General features: G+C 47.8%; 20 protein-coding genes and 12 tRNA genes. 29 read left to right on the top strand and 3 right to left on the bottom strand.

The window, feature by feature from the left end:
* Position 1 precedes the first annotated feature (1 nt).
* Complete coding sequence (locus AXG56_RS17550; protein WP_026576980.1) at positions 2 to 916, bottom strand: DMT family transporter; 915 nt, start codon at positions 914 to 916, stop codon at positions 2 to 4.
* Between the two features lie 219 nt (positions 917 to 1,135).
* Here AXG56_RS17550 and AXG56_RS17545 point away from each other — a divergent pair, with 219 nt between their 5' ends.
* Complete coding sequence (locus AXG56_RS17545; RefSeq protein WP_026576979.1) at positions 1,136 to 2,605, top strand: DEAD/DEAH box helicase; 1,470 nt, start codon at positions 1,136 to 1,138, stop codon at positions 2,603 to 2,605.
* A gap of 45 nt (positions 2,606 to 2,650) precedes the next feature.
* Here the strand turns inward: AXG56_RS17545 and AXG56_RS17540 are convergent, their stop codons facing one another.
* Positions 2,651 to 3,412 carry a rhomboid family intramembrane serine protease gene (locus tag AXG56_RS17540; protein WP_062515717.1) on the bottom strand — a complete coding sequence of 254 codons (762 nt, stop codon included), beginning with the start codon at positions 3,410 to 3,412 and terminating at the stop codon, positions 2,651 to 2,653.
* A 128-nt stretch (positions 3,413 to 3,540) separates the two neighbouring features.
* Here AXG56_RS17540 and acpS point away from each other — a divergent pair, with 128 nt between their 5' ends.
* The 15 genes from acpS to AXG56_RS17465 all read left to right on the top strand — a co-directional run bounded on the left by acpS (position 3,541) and on the right by AXG56_RS17465 (position 16,008).
* Positions 3,541 to 3,900 (top strand): holo-ACP synthase, encoded by a 360-nt coding sequence (gene acpS, locus AXG56_RS17535; RefSeq protein ID WP_026576978.1) that lies wholly within the window; start codon positions 3,541 to 3,543, stop codon positions 3,898 to 3,900.
* A 77-nt stretch (positions 3,901 to 3,977) separates the two neighbouring features.
* Complete coding sequence (locus tag AXG56_RS17530; protein WP_369815277.1) at positions 3,978 to 5,462, top strand: NAD(P)H-hydrate dehydratase; 1,485 nt, start codon at positions 3,978 to 3,980, stop codon at positions 5,460 to 5,462.
* 45 nt (positions 5,463 to 5,507) lie between these two features.
* Positions 5,508 to 6,530, top strand: a complete 1,023-nt coding sequence (locus AXG56_RS17525; RefSeq protein WP_062515715.1) for an outer membrane lipoprotein carrier protein LolA — start codon at positions 5,508 to 5,510, stop codon at positions 6,528 to 6,530.
* Positions 6,531 to 6,674: 144 nt separating this feature from the next.
* Positions 6,675 to 7,823: an alanine racemase gene (gene alr, locus AXG56_RS17520; RefSeq protein ID WP_062515714.1), complete on the top strand. Its 1,149-nt coding sequence runs from the start codon at positions 6,675 to 6,677 to the stop codon at positions 7,821 to 7,823.
* A 150-nt stretch (positions 7,824 to 7,973) separates the two neighbouring features.
* Positions 7,974 to 8,255, top strand: a complete 282-nt coding sequence (locus AXG56_RS17515; RefSeq protein WP_026576976.1) for a CopG family ribbon-helix-helix protein — start codon at positions 7,974 to 7,976, stop codon at positions 8,253 to 8,255.
* 5 nt (positions 8,256 to 8,260) lie between these two features.
* On the top strand, positions 8,261 to 8,611 hold the full coding sequence (locus AXG56_RS17510) for a type II toxin-antitoxin system PemK/MazF family toxin (RefSeq protein ID WP_008632962.1): 351 nt from the start codon (positions 8,261 to 8,263) through the stop codon (positions 8,609 to 8,611).
* Positions 8,612 to 8,826: 215 nt separating this feature from the next.
* A complete protein-coding gene (locus AXG56_RS17505; protein ID WP_008632960.1) occupies positions 8,827 to 9,696 on the top strand; it encodes an RsbT co-antagonist protein RsbRA in 870 nt (289 codons plus the stop codon).
* A gap of 5 nt (positions 9,697 to 9,701) precedes the next feature.
* Positions 9,702 to 10,058 (top strand): STAS domain-containing protein, encoded by a 357-nt coding sequence (locus AXG56_RS17500; RefSeq protein ID WP_008632953.1) that lies wholly within the window; start codon positions 9,702 to 9,704, stop codon positions 10,056 to 10,058.
* Between the two features lie 2 nt (positions 10,059 to 10,060).
* Positions 10,061 to 10,462 (top strand): anti-sigma regulatory factor, encoded by a 402-nt coding sequence (locus AXG56_RS17495; RefSeq protein WP_008632951.1) that lies wholly within the window; start codon positions 10,061 to 10,063, stop codon positions 10,460 to 10,462.
* Between the two features lie 14 nt (positions 10,463 to 10,476).
* The gene (locus AXG56_RS17490; protein ID WP_026576975.1) at positions 10,477 to 11,487 is read left to right on the top strand and encodes a PP2C family protein-serine/threonine phosphatase; all 1,011 of its coding nucleotides are present in this window, start codon (positions 10,477 to 10,479) and stop codon (positions 11,485 to 11,487) included.
* Positions 11,488 to 11,552: 65 nt separating this feature from the next.
* On the top strand, positions 11,553 to 11,882 hold the full coding sequence (locus AXG56_RS17485) for an STAS domain-containing protein (protein WP_008632949.1): 330 nt from the start codon (positions 11,553 to 11,555) through the stop codon (positions 11,880 to 11,882).
* A gap of 2 nt (positions 11,883 to 11,884) precedes the next feature.
* A complete protein-coding gene (rsbW, locus tag AXG56_RS17480; RefSeq protein ID WP_008632948.1) occupies positions 11,885 to 12,361 on the top strand; it encodes an anti-sigma B factor RsbW in 477 nt (158 codons plus the stop codon).
* Positions 12,333 to 13,112 (top strand): RNA polymerase sigma factor SigB, encoded by a 780-nt coding sequence (gene sigB / locus AXG56_RS17475; protein ID WP_026576974.1) that lies wholly within the window; start codon positions 12,333 to 12,335, stop codon positions 13,110 to 13,112. Before rsbW ends, sigB begins: the two co-directional genes overlap by 29 nt.
* A gap of 20 nt (positions 13,113 to 13,132) precedes the next feature.
* On the top strand, positions 13,133 to 13,708 hold the full coding sequence (locus tag AXG56_RS17470) for a SpoIIE family protein phosphatase (protein WP_026576973.1): 576 nt from the start codon (positions 13,133 to 13,135) through the stop codon (positions 13,706 to 13,708).
* 140 nt (positions 13,709 to 13,848) lie between these two features.
* On the top strand, positions 13,849 to 16,008 hold the full coding sequence (locus AXG56_RS17465) for a Tex family protein (RefSeq protein ID WP_035387936.1): 2,160 nt from the start codon (positions 13,849 to 13,851) through the stop codon (positions 16,006 to 16,008).
* A gap of 47 nt (positions 16,009 to 16,055) precedes the next feature.
* Here the strand turns inward: AXG56_RS17465 and cmpA are convergent, their stop codons facing one another.
* A complete protein-coding gene (gene cmpA, locus AXG56_RS19235) occupies positions 16,056 to 16,166 on the bottom strand; it encodes a cortex morphogenetic protein CmpA (RefSeq protein ID WP_008640235.1) in 111 nt (36 codons plus the stop codon).
* 77 nt (positions 16,167 to 16,243) lie between these two features.
* Here cmpA and AXG56_RS17460 point away from each other — a divergent pair, with 77 nt between their 5' ends.
* The 13 genes from AXG56_RS17460 to AXG56_RS17400 all read left to right on the top strand — a co-directional run bounded on the left by AXG56_RS17460 (position 16,244) and on the right by AXG56_RS17400 (position 18,130).
* On the top strand, positions 16,244 to 16,687 hold the full coding sequence (locus tag AXG56_RS17460) for a SprT family protein (RefSeq protein WP_082794509.1): 444 nt from the start codon (positions 16,244 to 16,246) through the stop codon (positions 16,685 to 16,687).
* A gap of 177 nt (positions 16,688 to 16,864) precedes the next feature.
* Positions 16,865 to 16,939, top strand: a tRNA-Asn gene (locus tag AXG56_RS17455).
* Between the two features lie 4 nt (positions 16,940 to 16,943).
* Positions 16,944 to 17,034 (top strand) — tRNA-Ser (locus AXG56_RS17450).
* Positions 17,035 to 17,045: 11 nt separating this feature from the next.
* A tRNA-Glu gene (locus AXG56_RS17445) sits at positions 17,046 to 17,117 on the top strand.
* 17 nt (positions 17,118 to 17,134) lie between these two features.
* Positions 17,135 to 17,211, top strand: a tRNA-Asp gene (locus tag AXG56_RS17440).
* A 7-nt stretch (positions 17,212 to 17,218) separates the two neighbouring features.
* Positions 17,219 to 17,293, top strand: a tRNA-Gln gene (locus AXG56_RS17435).
* Between the two features lie 115 nt (positions 17,294 to 17,408).
* A tRNA-Lys gene (locus AXG56_RS17430) sits at positions 17,409 to 17,484 on the top strand.
* 6 nt (positions 17,485 to 17,490) lie between these two features.
* Positions 17,491 to 17,572 (top strand) — tRNA-Leu (locus AXG56_RS17425).
* A gap of 43 nt (positions 17,573 to 17,615) precedes the next feature.
* Positions 17,616 to 17,700: transfer RNA gene (locus tag AXG56_RS17420), tRNA-Leu, on the top strand.
* Positions 17,701 to 17,778: 78 nt separating this feature from the next.
* Positions 17,779 to 17,855 (top strand) — tRNA-Arg (locus tag AXG56_RS17415).
* Positions 17,856 to 17,861: 6 nt separating this feature from the next.
* Positions 17,862 to 17,938: transfer RNA gene (locus AXG56_RS17410), tRNA-Pro, on the top strand.
* 23 nt (positions 17,939 to 17,961) lie between these two features.
* Positions 17,962 to 18,035 (top strand) — tRNA-Gly (locus tag AXG56_RS17405).
* Positions 18,036 to 18,053: 18 nt separating this feature from the next.
* Positions 18,054 to 18,130 (top strand) — tRNA-Ile (locus AXG56_RS17400).
* Positions 18,131 to 18,220 lie beyond the last annotated feature (90 nt).

The raw sequence follows: 18,220 nt of genomic DNA, 5'->3' as shown, positions 1-18,220 counted from the left end.
GTCAGCTTTTTCCAGTCTTATGTTTGATGCGCTTGGAATACGTAATGGTCGTGCTGAGTAGGAACAACATTAACCCGAAGAGGACGATGCTGCCTCCAAGGAACTGAGACCAAGTTATAAGTTCTCCAAGGAAGAAATAAGCAAGAACCGCCGCGCCGACCGGCTCTAATAAGACAGCCATGGATATGGTTGCGGCGCTGAGCCAGCGGATTGTCCAATTGAACAATGTATGCCCGAAGAACGTTGGGATGATGGCGAGACATAAGAAAACCGTCCACTGCCGACCGTCGTACCCGGTGAAGGGAAAAGAGAAGGCCGTATTATAAAGGAATAATGTAGCGGCAGCCGTTCCGTACACGATGAAGGTATAGGCCATTAAAGAAAGCCTCTGTCTCAATTTCTGGCCGAGCAGAAAGTACCCAGTCACCATCACCGCTCCGAGGAGTGCCAGCGAATCGCCGTACAGGGCCTGTCCACTCAGCTGCCAGTCCCCCCACCCGATGATAGCGCTTCCTGTGATGGTGATGATCAAGCTCATCACCGCTCCGGTCGTAAACCTCTCTTTGAAGAAAAGGAAGGTACCAAGAAAGGCGAAGACAGGCTGCAGGGATACGAGGACGACGGAGCTTGCCACACTGGTATAGTTCAGTGATTCGAACCAGAAAATGAAGTGGAAGGCAAGGAAAATACCGGAAATAGTCGTCAAAAGCCATTCTTTCACGTGAAGGTGTTTGATTTCATCTATATGTTTCCATACTACATAAGGGGCCATGATGGATACGGCCATCAGCAGTCGGTAAAAAGCGATGATCGATGCGGGGGCATCACCCGCCGCCTTTACGAATATGGCGGAAGTGGAAATGGAAATAACACCGATGAATACAATTAAATAAGGATGAAACGGAGGTTTATTCAAGCGAATCCTCCTTCATAACACATCGATTTTTACTAATTTTATCATTATTGGGTTTGAAAAGCACAGCGGAAATGTGTAGAATTAATGATGTTATATATGTTATGATGAATGAATCTATCAGGCAGATACCAGAGAAGCCTCTCCCGTTTCCTGTGGCAGAAGGCTTTTTTTACATGTATATAGGTAGAAGATTTAAAAACAAAGGAGTATGAAATTACTGTGACAACATTTCAATCACTAGGATTATCAAACCCCATTCTAAAATCATTAGATGTGATGGGATTTGAAGAAACCACACCAATCCAAGAACAGACCATCCCTCTAGGACTTGAAGGGAAAGACGTTATTGGCCAAGCGCAGACAGGTACGGGGAAGACGGCGGCATTCGGTATTCCGATGCTGGAGAAAATCAACAAACAGGTGAAAGCCGTTCAAGGTCTTGTCATCGCCCCGACAAGGGAACTGGCTATTCAGGTAGCAGAGGAATTGAACCGACTAGGTAAAGGAAAAGGTGTCCGTGTCCTTCCGATTTACGGTGGGTCCAACATGGAACGCCAAATCCGCGCCCTGAAGAACAACCACATCGTCGTTGCGACACCTGGTCGTCTACTTGACCACATCCGTCGTAAAACGATTAAATTGGAAAGTGTTCACACAGCGGTTCTTGATGAAGCGGACGAAATGCTGAACATGGGCTTCATCGATGATATCCGTGACATTCTTAAGGCCCTTCCGGAAGAACGCCAAACGCTTCTGTTCTCCGCAACTATGCCGAAAGAGATTCGTGATATCGCGACAACGCTGATGAACAGCCCGGAAGAAGTAAAAGTTAAAGCAAAAGAAATGACTGTGGAAAACATCGAGCAGTTCTTCGTAGAAATTCCGGAGAAGCATAAGTTCGATACTTTGACTCGTCTTCTTGATATCCATGATCCTTCTTTGGCAATCGTCTTCGGCCGTACGAAACGCCGTGTTGACGAAGTTGCTGACGGTCTTCAGGCACGCGGCTTCAGTGCAGAAGGAATCCACGGAGATTTGACTCAAGGAAAGCGTATGTCCACATTGAACAAATTCAAGCGCGGACGTATTGAAATCCTTGTGGCGACAGACGTAGCAGCACGTGGTCTGGATATTTCCGATGTAACTCACGTGTACAACTTCGATATTCCGCAAGATCCGGAAAGCTATGTTCACCGTATCGGCCGTACAGGACGTGCTGGTCGTAAAGGTAAATCTATTTCTTTCGTCACACCGAGAGAGAAAGACCAGCTGCACTTGATCGAAAAGATCACGAAGAAGAAAGTAGAACGTTTGAAAGTTCCTTCTTCTGAAGAAGCAGCGCGTGGGCAGCAGAAAGTTGCGGTCGAGAAGCTTCTGGAAATGATCGAGAAGAATGATCTGAAGAATTACAAGCAGGCGGCGGATGAGCTGCTTCAACAGCATGATTCCACAGACCTGATCGCTGCAGCACTGAAGATGATGACGAAAGAACGCAGTGAAGTTCCGGTTCGTCTATCTCATGTTCAACCGATCAGCGTGAAGAACGCCCAGCGTGATAAGAGCAAGAAGAAGGGCGGCTACCGTGGTGGCGGTAACCGTAACTTCAACAGTAAGAATAAATCCCGCAACCGTAACTTCAACGGTAAAGGCGGAAAACAGCGCAGCTTCCAAAGTAAAGGCCGCAGCTGATAAAAAAACGATCAGCCCTCTTGAGAGAGGTGCTGATCGTTTTTTTTATCTGTTCAGCAGGGCTATGAGGACGAGGAACAGGATGATTCCCCCCACGATATATTTCCCTGTCTGCCTGCTGCTGAATTTCTTTTTGCGCCAGCGGTCCGGATCGAAATGAATGTCGCCGTCGTTCCGGTTCGTGCTGCGCCTTACCTGCCAGATGGAGAAGGGGCGGGCATTCCGGAGAACGACAGGAGCGATGGCGAATCCGCCGATCAATCCGAAGAGGTGGCCGAGAATGTTAATGTTCGGTCGGACGAAGGTCATAAACAAACCTAATGCCACAATGACACCGATAATTTGAGAGTTGGCTTGATCGATCAAGTGTTTTCGGTTCCAGACCATGAAGATATAGACCCCGAATATCCCGAAAATCGCTCCTGACGCACCAAGGTGGGCGTAGTAGGCGGAAGGATCAACGATGAACGTTCCGACATTCCCGGCGATACCCGCGAAAAGGTAGAGAGCGATAAATTTCACCTTCCCGAGCATCTGCTCCAGCGCAGGGCCGAAGAGGACGAGAGAAAAGGAATTGAACAATGCGTGAGCGAAGCCGGCGTGAAGAAAGATCGGTGTCACCAGCCGCCAGTATTCTCCGTTAAGAACGAAGACGTTCACTCCCATCCCCCAGGCTTTCCACTCTTGAGCGAATCCCAGCTGCAGGAAGTCCATCAGTAACCATAGGACGAGATGGAGTCCGACTAGAAATGATATGACAGGGTAGAATTTCAGAAATTCCTTAAAGCTTTCTGTACGTACAAACATTCGATTCGTCTCCTTTTAAAGACCTTCTTATTGTCAATGTAGTCATATAGGGTACTTCGTATTCTTTTTTTATCTCCCTCATCATCGGGTATACTGTGTTTAGAATGAAGATAAAGGAAGATGCAGGCATGATAGAAGGAATTGGAATAGACATCATTGAGTTGGATCGTATTAATCAAAGTATAAAGCGAAATCCCCGTTTTGTTCAAAGAATATTGACGGAAAACGAATATCAGCGATACGAAATGCTGAATGAAGGAAGACGCGTCGAATTTCTTGCCGGCCGCTTTGCTGCCAAGGAGGCCTGTGCGAAGGCACTGGGAACGGGAATCGGAAAAACAGGCTTTCAAGATATAGAAATTTCTTCGGCTGAGACGGGGGCTCCTCAAGCATCGGTTCGGGGAATGGAGCACTTGAAAATCTGGGTGTCGATCAGCCACAGCAGTCAGCACGCCATTGCTCAGGTGGTTTTGGAAAGGAACACGTGAGGTATAGGCATAAGACATAATTACATAGGTTGTCTCATAACATTGTAATGCGGGTAGGAGGGAACGAATTGGATATTGTGACCGCACATGAAATGTACGAACGGGATCGGTTGGCGATGGAAGCGGGAATAGACGGCAGACTGTTGATGGAGAATGCAGGACGTGCCGTCGCTTATGACTTTCTGAAACGGATCGAACCTCAACAGAAGGTTGTCGTCTTAATCGGAGGTGGAAACAACGGGGGAGACGGTTTCGTCATTGCCCGGACGTTGATGAACCTGGGCTGTCAGACGGAGGTCGTGCAGGTGGTGCCGGATGATAAGATCCGTGGCGACGCTTTGGAACATAAACGGTTGTTCGAGGCGTCCGGATACAGGTGTACGGTCTGTCCGGAAACGGCTGCGATTGCAGCTCTGCTGGAGGAATCGGATATCTGCATGGATGCGATTCTCGGTATAGGGGTCAAAGGGCGGTTGAAAGAGCCGATCGCCTCGATCATCCACCTCTGTAACGAAGCAGACGTCCTGCGATTGGCAGTGGATATTCCTACTGGAGTCCCCGCAGGTGAAACGGACGAGGAATTCGACGGGTACCGGGCTCACTATACGTCCATCATCGAAGCGCCGAAGCTTAGTGCGTTCCTGCAGCAGACCCAGCCGTTCTATGGCGAATGGTCTGTCGTCGAAATCGGTCTTCCAAAACCGCTGCTTCCGGATGTCCGGCGTAGATGGTGGAGGGAGCAGGAAGTTCAAGAGACGCTGCCGAAACGGGATGCTCATGCACATAAGGGAACACATGGAAAAGGGTTGGTCATCGGAGGATCTGCGCTCATGCCGGGTTCAATAGCCATGTCGGCAAGAGCTGCTCTGCGCAGCGGAGCGGGGTTGGTAGCTGTCGGTACCGAAAAAGAAGCCGTTCCAGCCATTGCCTCTTTCGTCCAAGAGGCGACATTCGTAGACTTGTTCCGTGGACAAGTCCAAGATAATCTGGAAGGATATGATGGCATTGCTGTCGGCATGGGGCTTGGCAGGGAGGATTCCAAAGAATCTCTTGTAGGTGAAATCATCCGGCATGCGGAAGCTCCTCTGCTTCTGGATGCGGACGGTTTGTACCATGCCAAAGCTTTTCTTGAAGCGGTAGGAAGCCGGCAGTACCCGACGATACTGACTCCACATCCAGGAGAATTTGCGCATTTACTTGGTCTGTCTGTAAAAGAAGTGCTGCAATCTCCCTTTTCTCTTACACGTGCATTCGCAGAAAAATACGGCGTCTATCTTGTTCTGAAAGGCCCTTCTACTATCATTACGTCACCGGACGGGCGGCAGCGTGTCGATACTTCCGGTAATGTGGGTCTTGCTAAAGGCGGCAGTGGTGATGTCTTGTCCGGAATCCTGCTTGCTATGATCATGCAGGGGGCGGATGTGCTGGATGCCGTCTGTGACGGCTGTTTTGTTCACGGCCGGACAGCAGACCTTCTTGTGGAATCAGATCGATCGAATGTCGATTTGCTTGCGACGGATGTCATTGAAGGATTGTCCCGAACGTTTCGTACATTCTCATGATTTCGTTCCCTTTGTCCTTAAGTAGAGACAAAGGAGTTGTGTCTTATGCAAAGACGTTTTCTGATTCTACTATTCAGTTTGTTCGTCTTAGGTACACTGGCAGCTTGCGGCACCCAGTCTAAAGAGGATGTTGTCAAGAAGCTGGAGAAGCAGTCGGAGGAAATGGCAGGCTATAAGACCGAAGCAAACATGAAGATGAAAACCGGCAAGGCAGAGCAGAAATACCATATTCAAGTGTGGCATAAGAAAGATGATTTCTATCGGGTGAAATTGAACAGCGACAAGGATGAGAAGGGAAGCCAGATCATCCTGAAGAATGACAGCGGCGTTTATGTGTTGACACCTGCCTTGAACAAGAGCTTCAAGTTCCAGAGTGAATGGCCGCAGAACACGAGCCAGCCTTATTTATATGCGTCTTTGTTGAATGACATCAAGGCAGATGATGATGCCGAATTCACGACGTCGGATAAATATTATGAATTCAAGACGAAGACCAACTACCAAAACAATAAGACTCTCCCTTATCAGAAGATCTTCTTCGACAAAAAGTCTTACCAGCCCGTCATGGTTCAAGTATTTGATCAGGATATGAACGCACTGGTGGAAGTCCAATTCGCCAATTTCGCCAAAGATGATTCCTTGAAGAAAGAGGACTTTGATGTAGATAAGAATATGGCGATGGCACCGACGGAAGCACCTGTTGCGAACATGGAAGGACAAGAGCTTGAAGAAGTGCTGTATCCGGAAGAGACATTCGGTGCAGAACTTGCAGAAGAGCAGGAAGTCAAAACAGATGACGGCAAGCGGATCATTATGAGCTATGCCGGCGAGAAGAATTTCACGCTTGTCCAGGAGAAAGCAGAGGTGGAAGCCGCAAGCGCATTATTCTCCGTACAGGTGAACGGTGACCCGGTTCAGCTTGAAGGCGGCGTGATCGGTGCGATGGAGAATAACCGTCTGGAATGGACGCAGGACGGAACCACGTATCAGCTTGCCAGCGATGAATTGACGAAGGATGAAATGATTTCGGTAGCAAGCTCCATCTATAATGGAGACATGGTGAAATAGTCGCTGGTTGGAGCAGGCTTAACGGTCTGCTTTATTTTTATTTTCCGTACCTCCAAAGATTCCCCCTTATGCGATTTGACAGTCCCCGGCAATCATTCAATAATAGGAAGATACATTAGTTGCAGAGGAGCGGACGTTTTGCCAATGAGTTACTATCGAGATACTTACGTAGAAGTGAATCTGAACCATATTGCACAGAATATCCATCAATTGAAGGAGCGTCTCGGCTCTTCAAAGAAAATCTATGCGGTTGTCAAGGCGGACGCCTACGGACACGGAGATATCCAGGTGGCAGAGGCTGCCTTGGAAGCAGGAGCGGAAGGACTTGCCGTCGCGATCCTGGATGAAGCGTTGAAACTAAGAGAAGCGGGTGTGACAGCCCCGCTGCTCGTCATGGGCTGGATTCGTCCGGAAGATGCGGCACTGGCAGCCGTCCATGATATCGCCGTCACCGTATTTCAGCGGGAGTGGCTGGCTCAGGCTGGAGAGCAGGCATTGGAACGGCCGCTCCGTATACATTTGAAGTTGGACACAGGGATGGGGCGCATCGGAGTACGATCCGAAGCCGAGCTGGATGAAATCCTTCCTTATATCGATGAGCAGCCGAACTTCCAATTAGAAGCGCTTTTCACCCATTTTGCGACAGCTGATGAAGCAGATACGACATACTTGGAGGAGCAGCAGCGCCGCTTTGATGAATTGTTCGCTCATTTTGAAGGAAAATGGCAGGAAAATGTCGAAATTCATACGAGTAACAGCGCAGCGAGCATGCGCTTTCCGGAAAAAACGGCCCATTTTGTCCGTTTTGGTATCAGCATGTACGGTTTATATCCGTCGCAGGATGTGAAGCGGGAACGTCCGATTGATTTGCAGCCCGCGATGTCGCTGCATAGTCAATTGATTCACGTGAAACAATTGGAAGCCGGTGAAGCAGTCAGTTATGGTGCCACGTATAAGGCGCAGGAAACCGAGTGGATCGGCACCGTACCGATCGGTTACGCGGACGGCTGGACGAGGAAATTGCAGGGGATGGACGTGCTGGTTGACGGAAAGCGCCATCCGATTGTCGGAAGAATTTGCATGGATCAACTCATGATTCGGCTGGATCAGGAATATCCTATAGGGACAAAGGTTACCTTAATTGGTAAACAGGAGGATCAGGAGATCTCCGCAGATGACATAGCCGCCAGGTTGGATACCATCAATTACGAGGTGCCTTGTATGATCGGCAGCCGGGTACCGCGTGTGTACGTGAAAGATGGCAGGATCGTAGATGTCAAAAACGCTCTCTGACGCGGATTGGACAATTCTCCCTATGTAAGGATAACAGGTTCCATGATTCACGAAAAAATTCCAACACTCCTTTGCAATGGACACTCCCGTTTGATAAGATTAGAGTGGACTAATTGACTGGTTTCTTTTGAGAGAAGATGGTGGAGGTGTATGGTTTTGTCCGATAGCATGCAGGAGATTGTCATCCGGATTCCGGATAACCTACTCAATGAAGTGGATGGCTTCATTCAACTCGAAAACAGTGATCGGAGCGATTTCATGTGTCAAGCAACGAAAATGTATTTGCGTGAAAAGAAACAGCGTCATATAAGAGAATCCATGCGTAGAGGCTACATGGAAATGGCGAAAATCAATCTCAACATCGCTTCAGAAGCGTTCCAAGCTGAAGAGGAGGCAGACCACACCCTGGAGCAATTAGTGAGCGGGGTGTGAAGCCGGTGATAGTCAAACGAGGAGACGTTTATTTCGCTGATTTGTCCCCGGTCGTGGGATCCGAACAAGGCGGGGTTCGTCCTGTACTCATCCTCCAAAATGATATTGGTAATCGTTTTAGCCCTACGGTAATCGTCGCCGCGATTACTGCGCAAATACAAAAAGCCAAACTCCCTACACACGTAGAAATTAACGCAGAAAAATACGGGTTCGAACGAAACTCTGTGATCCTATTGGAACAAATCAGAACGATTGATAAACAGCGTTTGACCGACAAGATTACTCAACTGGATGAACCGATGATGCAGCAAGTGAACAAATCCTTGCAGATCAGTCTCGGTTTGATCGATTTCTGATCCGTCTAAGCTATTCCATAATAAAGTTGCCTGGATAAAGGTAACTTTATTTTTTTTTACGTTTATAGTTTATAATAAGATTTATAAGGGTAATGATGATGGCGTGATTTTTTAATGCGTGAAGGTATGATAATTCGCTTATTTTTGTTAATATTATATTCAAATATTATTAGAACGGAATTATAGAAGGGTAATACAGGCGGAGGTTTGAAAAAATGGACGAACGATTGAAGAACGTAGTAATCGAGTATAGTGATGACATAGTAAAAATGTGGTTGGAAGAAGTGAATGCACATAAGCAGAACGACTATACGTCGACGATTTCCGACGAAATGTTCGAAAGTACAAACAGGGAATTCGTCAATGTCATTTTCTCCAGCATTGAAAAACAGGGGTTGTCCTCCGATTTGGACGATTTCTCGGAGCGGCTGATTAACTTAGGCTGGCCGCTGAGCTATCTGACAGATGGGATGCAGGTATTCCGCCGCGTGGTGACCGGCTTCATCCTGAACCAGTCGGATCAAATAGACTCGGATTATTTCTCCAGGGTACTGAAGGAAGTGGACGGTTGGGTGGATCCGATCATCAACCGCCTTGTTAATGAGTATTCCGGGAGCTGGGAACACATCGTTTCCCTTCAACGTGTCGCTCTTCAGGAACTTTCAGCTCCGCTCATTCCTGTCATGGAAAACATTACGATCATGCCGCTTATCGGAACGATCGACACAGAACGTGCCAAGCTCATTATGGAGAACCTGCTGGACGGGGTCATCAAGCACAATGCGGAAGTCGTGCTGATCGACATTACCGGAGTTCCGGTCGTCGATACAATGGTTGCCCACCACATCATCCAGGCGGCAGAAGCGGTCCGTCTTATCGGTTCCCGCTGCATATTGGTAGGGATACGTCCGGAAATTGCCCAGACCATCGTCAATCTTGGTATCGATTTAGGGAAGTTCCCTACGAAGAGCTCCTTGAGAAAAGGTTTTCAAACAGCGCTCGAATTAACGAATCGCCGGATCGAAGATACACAAAACACCTACGAGGATATTGAGAAATTGATTGATTCGCTAGATAAGGAGTGAGAACAGTGAGAATACCGATTCTGAAGCTTCATAATTATCTGTTGATCTCTATCCAGATCGATTTGGATGATCAGACAGCTATCCAGTTTCAAGAAGACTTGCTCAGTAAGATCCATGAAAGTGGTGCGACAGGGGTCGTCATCGATTTGACGTCTGTGGACATCATTGATTCCTTTATTGCCAAAGTACTCGGCGATGTGGTGACCATGTCCGACTTGATGGGTGCCAAGGTCGTACTGACAGGTATCCAACCGGCTGTTGCCATGACTCTGATAGACTTGGGTATCCATCTCCAAGACGTTCCTACAGCATTAGACTTAGAACAAGGTCTGATTAAACTTCGCCAGGAATTGGAGGAGTGAGTATGGACTTCCAATCCTGTGTCAATATAAAAAAGGAGTGGGACATCGTCGGGGCACGACAACTGGGCCGGGACATTTCCAGGAAAATCGGTTTCGGCACCGTTGATCAAGCGCGGATTGCCACTGCCATATCTGAACTGGCAAGGAACATATACTTATATGCTGGAACGGGGAAAGTATGTTTTGAAGTGATGGAAGATATGAACAAAAAAGGAATCAGGATTGTTGCGATGGACAGCGGTCCCGGAATTAAAGATATCAGCCAGGTGATGGAAGACGGCTTTACGACTTCCGGAGGGCTTGGTGCCGGATTGCCCGGAGTGAAACGATTGATGGACGATTTCGATATCGTTTCGGAAGAAGGGGAAGGTACGGAAATAAGAGTTGTTAAATGGCTCCGTTAGAGGAGGTATAACTGATGAGTACATTGAAGCTCGATTTGGAGAATTATAAGGAACTTTTGCAGGAGTATATTAAGACGAAAGATGAGCAGGCTCTGTATCAGGCAGAGCAGTTCAGTAAGCATTCGATGCAGCAGAATATTTCACCGGAAGAAATCATCAATGTCCACATTCAGTCGTTACAAGAAATATACCCGGATATGCCCGAGTATATTCAATCTTCGATGAACTTCCTTTTGGAAACGATGATCTCCTACGGTCTTGCCTATCAGGAGTATCAGTCTCTCAGGGAAAAGCAGCTGGAGCTGAAATCAGAGATATCGGTAGCTGCCAATATGCAGAAGACGCTGCTTTCGACAGTTAAGCCGGAGCTTGCTGAAGTAGAGGTCGGAGCCCTGAGCGTTCCGGCCAAGCAGATGAACGGAGATTATCATCACTTCGTGGATGACGAAAAAGGGAGTCTCGGAATTGCTATTGCTGATGTCATCGGTAAAGGGGTTCCGGCGGCCTTGTGTATGTCGATGATCAAATATTCGATGGACAGCTTTCCTGAAATGCGGACGGACCCGAGCGTCATTCTTGGGAGCCTGAACCGCGTCGTGGAACGCAACGTCGATGCGAGCATGTTCATTACGATGTTCTACGGATTATACGATACCAACGATCACACTTTCTCTTATTCCTCGGCCGGTCACGAACCGGGTTTCTATTACCATAGTGACAGGGACGAATTTGAGGAAATTGACGTTCCCGGCCTGGTGCTCGGCGTTTCGCCGGATGTCACTTACACGCAATATGAAAAGAAAGTGGAAAAGGGAGACATGATCATTCTTCTGACAGATGGTGTGACCGAATGCCGTCAGGGGGAGCGGTTCATCGAACAGGAAGAAGTTCTCCACGTCATCAAACAGTACGCACACCTGCCTGCTCAAGGGATTGTAGACCATGTGTACAAGCATTTCGAGCGTTTGCAGGACTTCCAGCTTCGCGATGATTTCACGTTGATTATCCTGCGCCGTAATGTTTAACGGCCTGTTGGGACGGGTACTATCGATGTGATTGACTTTTTTAGGATCTTAGGAGGGTAAATGGTATGAACTTAACTATAGATGTTACGAATAAAGAAAGTGTTACGACCGTTGTTTTATCCGGAGAGGTAGATGCATTCACCGCTCCTAAATTGAAGGAGACGCTGCTTCCTTTGACGAAAGAACAAGGTCAGGTACTCGAAGTGGATTTTGGAAGTGTCAGCTATATGGATTCTACAGGTCTCGGTGTGTTCATCAGTGCTCTGAAGTCCACGAAGGAACATGGAACGGAAATGAGACTTATCCATATGCAGGACCGGGTATATCGTCTGTTTAAAATCACCGGCTTAACCGAAATCATGACGATTGATTCTACAGTGCAAGGTGGAATGTAATAATGGAACCATTTGATTTTGTCGAAGTGAAAGTACCAGCCAAAGCAGAATACATCGGGGTTGTTCGTCTGAGTACGTCAGGGATCGCCAACCGTATGGGTTTTTCCTACGAAGATATCGAGGATTTGAAGGTGGCGATATCAGAAGCCATTACGAATGCCGTCAAGCATGCGTATAAAGAAACGGGCGAAGGCGAAATTACGATCGGCTTTGGAGTATATCAGGACCGCTTGGAAGTCATGGTGGCAGATCACGGTGGAAGCTTTGATTTGGGCGAGGTGAAAGAAGACATCGGCCCGTACAAGCAGGATGATGATATTGAAGAGCTCCGCGAAGGTGGTTTCGGCCTGTTCCTCATCGATGCATTGATGGACAAAGTTGAAATCAACAGTAAATATGGAGTCATCGTCTTAATGACGAAATACCTCCATGAAACTGGGGTGGGTCAAGATGGCGACCAAATCACAACACCACAATGAAGAAGTATATGAATGGATAGCACATTTACAAGAACACCCGCGTGATGAGGTAATACAGGAGAAGATCGTTCTTGTTTATAAAGACCTGGTCGAATCCATCGCTCGGAAGTATTCCAAGAACAGTACGATCCACGAAGATTTGGTGCAGGTGGGCATGCTGGGTCTGCTAGCTGCCATCCGCAGGTACGACCCGGAATTCGGAAAGTCTTTTGAATCCTTTGCGATTCCGACCATCATCGGTGAAATCAAACGGTTTATCCGCGATAAGACATGGAGTGTCCATGTACCGAGGCGGATTAAGGAACTCGGCCCGAAGATTAAGAAAGCGGCCGAAGAATTGACGAATATGCTGCAGCGTTCTCCTTCTGTGTTGGAAATCGCTGATTATCTGGAAGTTTCGGAGGAAGATGTTCTGGAAACGATGGAAATGGGCAAAAGCTACAAAGCCTTGTCCGTCGACAGGAAGATCGAAGCCGATTCCGACGGGAGTACCGTTACCATTCTCGATTTAATCGGGAATCAGGATGATGGATATTCGAACATCGACCAAAAGATGCTGCTTGAGAAGATACTCCCGATCCTGAGCGAACGAGAGCAGGAAATACTGCAGTGTACGTATTTTGAGAACATGAGCCAGAAAGACACCGGAGAGCGACTGGGAATATCACAAATGCATGTTTCCCGACTGCAAAGAAGAGCACTCCGTAAGTTGAGGGAAGCCTTGCAATCTGAATCCATAGAGGTATTCTAGTGGAAAAGGAGAGTAAGCGCGTGAATTTATCTGTTTTTCAAAAAGCGAAAAAAGGCAATTACCACTGCGGAGACAGTTATTTCTATATAGAGACGGAAGATGGTTTCCTTTGCGCCCTCGCAGATGGATTAGGAAGCGGCGAGTTGGCAAAGGAATCAGCGGATGCTGTTATGAAGGTTATTCAATGGAATCCTGATCTAGGAATTGAAGCGCTTGTGAAAAAGTGTAATCAAGCACTCGTCGGCAAACGCGGAGTCGTTCTTGGAATTCTCCGGATCGACTTTCATACAGGAACCTACTCTTATTCTTCGATCGGCAACATCGGTGTCATTACGATTGATGCGGATGGAAAGAGAAGCAGGAATATTCCGCTTGCCGGCTATTTGGCAGGATATCCCCGAACACTGCGGGTAGCCCGCGGGAAAGCAGAGAAAGGTATGTTCTTCCTGATGTTTTCAGACGGCGTCAACGATCGTCGGCTGTCGAGTGAATTGACAAGAACAAGAAGTGTGGAACAGATTACCCATCGTTATCAAGAGCTGTATGGACAGTTTCGGGAAGACGATACGACACTGATTGTCATGGAATATGATTAAACCCCTGGAATCCCATGGTGGCGGGACTAGGGGTTTTTGTGTACCTGTCTATATTTTCCGGCGGCGGTGGCGTGTGGAGCGGCGTAATTTGATACAATGAAGAAGACGCCATTGAAGGAGGTCTTTTTTTGAGTGATGTAATGGTGCAGCCGGAAGTAACGAAACTGGTTGCCGAACAAACCAAAATGAATGAGAAAACGATTAAGCAGGTAATCGCATTATTAGATGAAGGAAACACGGTTCCGTTCATCGCCCGTTACCGAAAAGAAATGACAGGCGGGTTGGATGAAGTACAGATCAAAGCTGTTGAGGATCAGTGGAATTATGTAACGAATTTGATGCAGCGAAAAGAAGAAGTCATCCGATTGATTGAAGAGCAGGGAAAGTTAACCGATGAATTGAAGCGGGACATTGAGTCGGCGTCCCAGCTTCAGAGGGTGGAAGATCTGTACAGGCCGTATAAACAGAAAAGAAGAACGAGAGCCACGGTCGCTAAAGAGAAAGGGCTGGAACCGCTCGCCTTGATGGTTTGGGAGCAGAAGCAGCGCATGGACTTTGAGAAGGAAGGGGAAGCCTTCCTTTCAGAGGAGAAGGAACTTGTTACTCTGGAGGATGTGGAAGCCGGAGTGAACGATATTCTCGCGGAATGGATTTCTGAAGATCCGGGTTACCGGGAGCGCGTCCGCAAGCAGACACGTGATAAGGGAACGATCGAATCATCCGGCAAGAAGACAGAAGAAGACGAGAAGGGTATCTTCGAGATGTACTATGAATACCAGGAACCTGTACGGTCTATTGTCTCCCACCGAATTCTTGCGCTTAACCGCGGCGAGAAAGAAGAGGTATTGAAAGTATCGATCCATCCTCCTGAAGAAGCGATCCTTCAGTACTTGGAGAGGAATGTCATACACCGGAATACGGTAGGGAAGATGCGGGAGCTGTTGGCTGCGGCCATTCAGGACAGTTACAAACGCCTGATCCAGCCTTCCGTGGAGCGGGAAATCCGTAATGCCCTGTCGGAACAGGCGGAGGAGCAGGCCATTGAAGTGTTCTCAAGCAACCTGCGCAGCCTCCTGCTGCAACCTCCGTTAAAAGGGAAAGTAGTGCTGGGCATCGATCCGGCCTTCCGGACCGGGTGTAAGCTTGCTGTTGTGGATGAAACGGGGAAAGTGCTCGATATCGGGGTGATCTATCCGACGGCACCGAGGAACGATACAGCAGGAGCAGAGAAGAAGGTTCTTCAGTTCCTTAAGCAATACGGGGTCGAGTTGATGGCAATAGGAAACGGGACGGCTTCCAGGGAGACGGAGCAGTTCATAGCAGATCTGATCCAGAAGCATGACCTTGATGCTGCTTATATGATCGTCAACGAAGCGGGCGCAAGTGTTTATTCCGCTTCTAAACTGGCAAGGGAAGAGTTTCCTGATTTTCAAGTCGAAGAGAGAAGTGCTGTATCGATCGCACGACGCGTCCAAGATCCGTTGGCGGAGCTTGTCAAAATCGATCCTAAGTCGATAGGTGTCGGTCAATACCAGCATGATGTGAGTCAGAAGAAATTGAATGATTCCCTTGGTTTCGTCGTAGAGACGGCGGTGAACCAAGTAGGGGTAAACGTAAACACCGCCTCCGGTTCCCTTCTGCAGTATGTATCCGGACTGAGTAAGACCGTAGCGAATAACATCGTGAAGAAGCGGGAGGAGCTTGGGAAGTTCACGAAGCGTTCCGAGCTTAAGGATATTCCGAGGCTGGGAGCGAAGACGTTCGAGCAGAGTATCGGCTTCCTCCGCATACTGGACGGAGAGGATCCTCTCGATAGAACGTCTATTCACCCGGAGAGCTATAAGGCCACAAGGCAGCTGATTGCCGGAATCGGATACAGAACAGAGGATATTGGGACGGAGCAGTTGTCCGAAGCAGTCAAAGGTTTGGATACAGGAGAGCTCTCTCTAGAATCCGGCATCGGTAAACTTACATTGGAAGACATTTTGAAGTCTCTCGTCCAACCGGGGCGAGATCCGCGAGATGATTTACAGAAACCGATCCTTAAGAAGAATGTTCTTTCTATGGAAGATTTGCAGCAGGGAATGGAACTGGAAGGGACCGTCCGTAACGTGGTCGATTTCGGTGCCTTCGTAGACATCGGAGTGAAACAGGACGGGCTTGTCCATATCTCCAAGTTATCCAACTCCTACGTCAAGCATCCGATGAACGTCGTGTCTGTCGGGGATGTCGTGACGGTGTGGGTGGAACAAGTGGATGCGAAGAAGCAGAGAATCGCTTTGACGATGGTCCAAAAATAAGAAAACGAACAACTACCTGGGAGGGAGCGCTCGCCGGGTAGTTGTTTTTATTTATATAGATGCTGGTAGTAGTACCAACATTGATTCAGCACTTTAATTTGATATTTATCCTTATTATAGAAAGCATCTGCCATTTGTTTCTTCAACCAGGACGGCATGGAAGTCGCTCCTTTCCGTTTCGATTTTTTCATGGATATGATAAAGTATGCAGAAGACAGAGGAGGTGTGACCGCTGATGATGACCGATCAAGAATTGCAGCAATGGACGAAGCAGCTTTCCGAGACGTATTTCCACAAACCCTATCCAGACAAGGTTTACTTTAATTCAAGACTCCGTACTACAGGGGGGCGGTACATTCCATCCCGAAGAACTATCGAAATCAATCCGAAGTATGTAAAGGAACTGGATGGGAAAGAATTAGAAGGCATCATCAAACATGAGCTTTGTCATTATCACCTTCATATAGAAGGAAAAGGATACACCCACCGCGATCCAGCCTTTAAAGCACTGCTGAAGGAAACAGGCTCACCAAGACACTGCGCACCGCTGCCTTCCCAGCGAAAAACCTCTCATCAATATGTTTGCACACAATGCGGACAATCATACTACCGCCAAAGACGGATGGACGTCCGAAAGTACCGTTGCGGCAAATGTAAAGGGAAATTAAAAAAGAAGTAAAAAATACATTGACGAACAGAACATGTCCATGTTAAATTAAATAAGCCCTAGAAAAACGAACCAACATTCATTGAAAAACAACAATTTTTTCTTTGAAAAAGGTTTGACAAGCAAAGGGAATTGTTATAATATATATAACGTCGCCGATAAACGACGACAACGAAACATAATAACTATTCCAACGTAGCTCAGTGGTAGAGCAATCGGCTGTTAACCGATCGGTCGTAGGTTCGAATCCTACCGTTGGAGCCATTACGGAGAAGTACTCAAGTGGCTGAAGAGGCGCCCCTGCTAAGGGTGTAGGTCGCGTAAGCGGCGCGAGGGTTCAAATCCCTCCTTCTCCGCCATTCATCTTAATGGCCCGTTGGTCAAGCGGTTAAGACACCGCCCTTTCACGGCGGTAACACGGGTTCGAATCCCGTACGGGTCACTTTCAATCTTTACATAGGTCCGGTAGTTCAGTTGGTTAGAATGCCTGCCTGTCACGCAGGAGGTCGCGGGTTCGAGTCCCGTCCGGACCGCCATTGTCGTTGGGCCATAGCCAAGCGGTAAGGCAACGGTTTTTGGTACCGTCATGCGCTGGTTCGAATCCAGCTGGCCCAGCCATTTTTCTTTGAAAAAAGGGTTGACAAACAAACGAATAAGTTATATGATTGTTCTTGTGCTTGAAAAACAGAAAGCGCAAAAATAATTTTCAAAGTGTAATAGATTCCTTTTACGCGAGCCATTAGCTCAGTTGGTAGAGCATCTGACTTTTAATCAGAGGGTCGAAGGTTCGAGCCCTTCATGGCTCACCATTTTATGCGGGTGTGGTGGAATTGGCAGACACGCTAGATTTAGGATCTAGTGCTTCACGGCGTGGGGGTTCAAGTCCCTCCACCCGCACTTTCCATTTACATGATCAGCATTGAATTGTGAATAACAACTTGCGGTCGTGGCGGAATCGGCAGACGCGCTAGGTTGAGGGCCTAGTGGGAGTTAATCCCGTGGAGGTTCAAGTCCTCTCGGCCGCACTAACTTTTTCAAAAAAAGTTCTTGCGTTCGAAAACAAGTTGTGATACAATGTTCCTTGTCGCTTCATTTTAATACATGCGCCCGTAGCTCAATTGGATAGAGCGTCTGACTACGGATCAGAAGGTTAGGGGTTCGACTCCTCTCGGGCGCGCCATTTTAACGGGAAGTAGCTCAGCTTGGTAGAGCACTTGGTTTGGGACCAAGGGGTCGCAGGTTCGAATCCTGTCTTCCCGACCATCGAAAGTTTGAAAATGTAATATGCGGGTGTAGTTTAGTGGTAAAACCTCAGCCTTCCAAGCTGATGATGAGGGTTCGATTCCCTTCACCCGCTCCATTAATTTTACTACCATTGGGGCCTGTAGCTCAGCTGGTTAGAGCGCACGCCTGATAAGCGTGAGGTCGGTGGTTCAAGTCCACTCAGGCCCACCATTGAATGTATAATCGATCTTTGAAAACTGAACGAACCAACCAGTACGTCAAACATTCTTTCTATTATATAGAGAGAATTCAAACAAGCAC

Source organism: Halobacillus sp. KGW1 (assembly GCF_001592845.1).
GTDB lineage: Bacteria > Bacillota > Bacilli > Bacillales > Halobacillaceae > Halobacillus.
The sequence above is the reverse complement of the archived record's forward strand: the minus strand, read 5'-3'. Positions and strand labels throughout refer to the sequence as shown.

What these genes read in the sequence shown, in the direction of transcription:
- AXG56_RS17540 (WP_062515717.1), bottom strand. Translation starts at nt 3,412, where the DNA reads ATGTTTGTACGTACAGAAAGCTTTAAGGAATTTCTGAAATTCTACCCT.
- acpS (WP_026576978.1), top strand. Translation starts at nt 3,541, where the DNA reads ATGATAGAAGGAATTGGAATAGACATCATTGAGTTGGATCGTATTAAT.
- AXG56_RS17525 (WP_062515715.1), top strand. Translation starts at nt 5,508, where the DNA reads ATGCAAAGACGTTTTCTGATTCTACTATTCAGTTTGTTCGTCTTAGGT.
- alr (WP_062515714.1), top strand. Translation starts at nt 6,675, where the DNA reads ATGAGTTACTATCGAGATACTTACGTAGAAGTGAATCTGAACCATATT.
- AXG56_RS17515 (WP_026576976.1), top strand. Translation starts at nt 7,974, where the DNA reads ATGGTTTTGTCCGATAGCATGCAGGAGATTGTCATCCGGATTCCGGAT.
- AXG56_RS17505 (WP_008632960.1), top strand. Translation starts at nt 8,827, where the DNA reads ATGGACGAACGATTGAAGAACGTAGTAATCGAGTATAGTGATGACATA.
- AXG56_RS17495 (WP_008632951.1), top strand. Translation starts at nt 10,061, where the DNA reads ATGGACTTCCAATCCTGTGTCAATATAAAAAAGGAGTGGGACATCGTC.
- AXG56_RS17490 (WP_026576975.1), top strand. Translation starts at nt 10,477, where the DNA reads ATGAGTACATTGAAGCTCGATTTGGAGAATTATAAGGAACTTTTGCAG.
- AXG56_RS17485 (WP_008632949.1), top strand. Translation starts at nt 11,553, where the DNA reads ATGAACTTAACTATAGATGTTACGAATAAAGAAAGTGTTACGACCGTT.
- rsbW (WP_008632948.1), top strand. Translation starts at nt 11,885, where the DNA reads ATGGAACCATTTGATTTTGTCGAAGTGAAAGTACCAGCCAAAGCAGAA.
- sigB (WP_026576974.1), top strand. Translation starts at nt 12,333, where the DNA reads ATGGCGACCAAATCACAACACCACAATGAAGAAGTATATGAATGGATA.
- AXG56_RS17465 (WP_035387936.1), top strand. Translation starts at nt 13,849, where the DNA reads ATGGTGCAGCCGGAAGTAACGAAACTGGTTGCCGAACAAACCAAAATG.
- cmpA (WP_008640235.1), bottom strand. Translation starts at nt 16,166, where the DNA reads ATGCCGTCCTGGTTGAAGAAACAAATGGCAGATGCTTTCTATAATAAG.
- AXG56_RS17460 (WP_082794509.1), top strand. Translation starts at nt 16,244, where the DNA reads ATGATGACCGATCAAGAATTGCAGCAATGGACGAAGCAGCTTTCCGAG.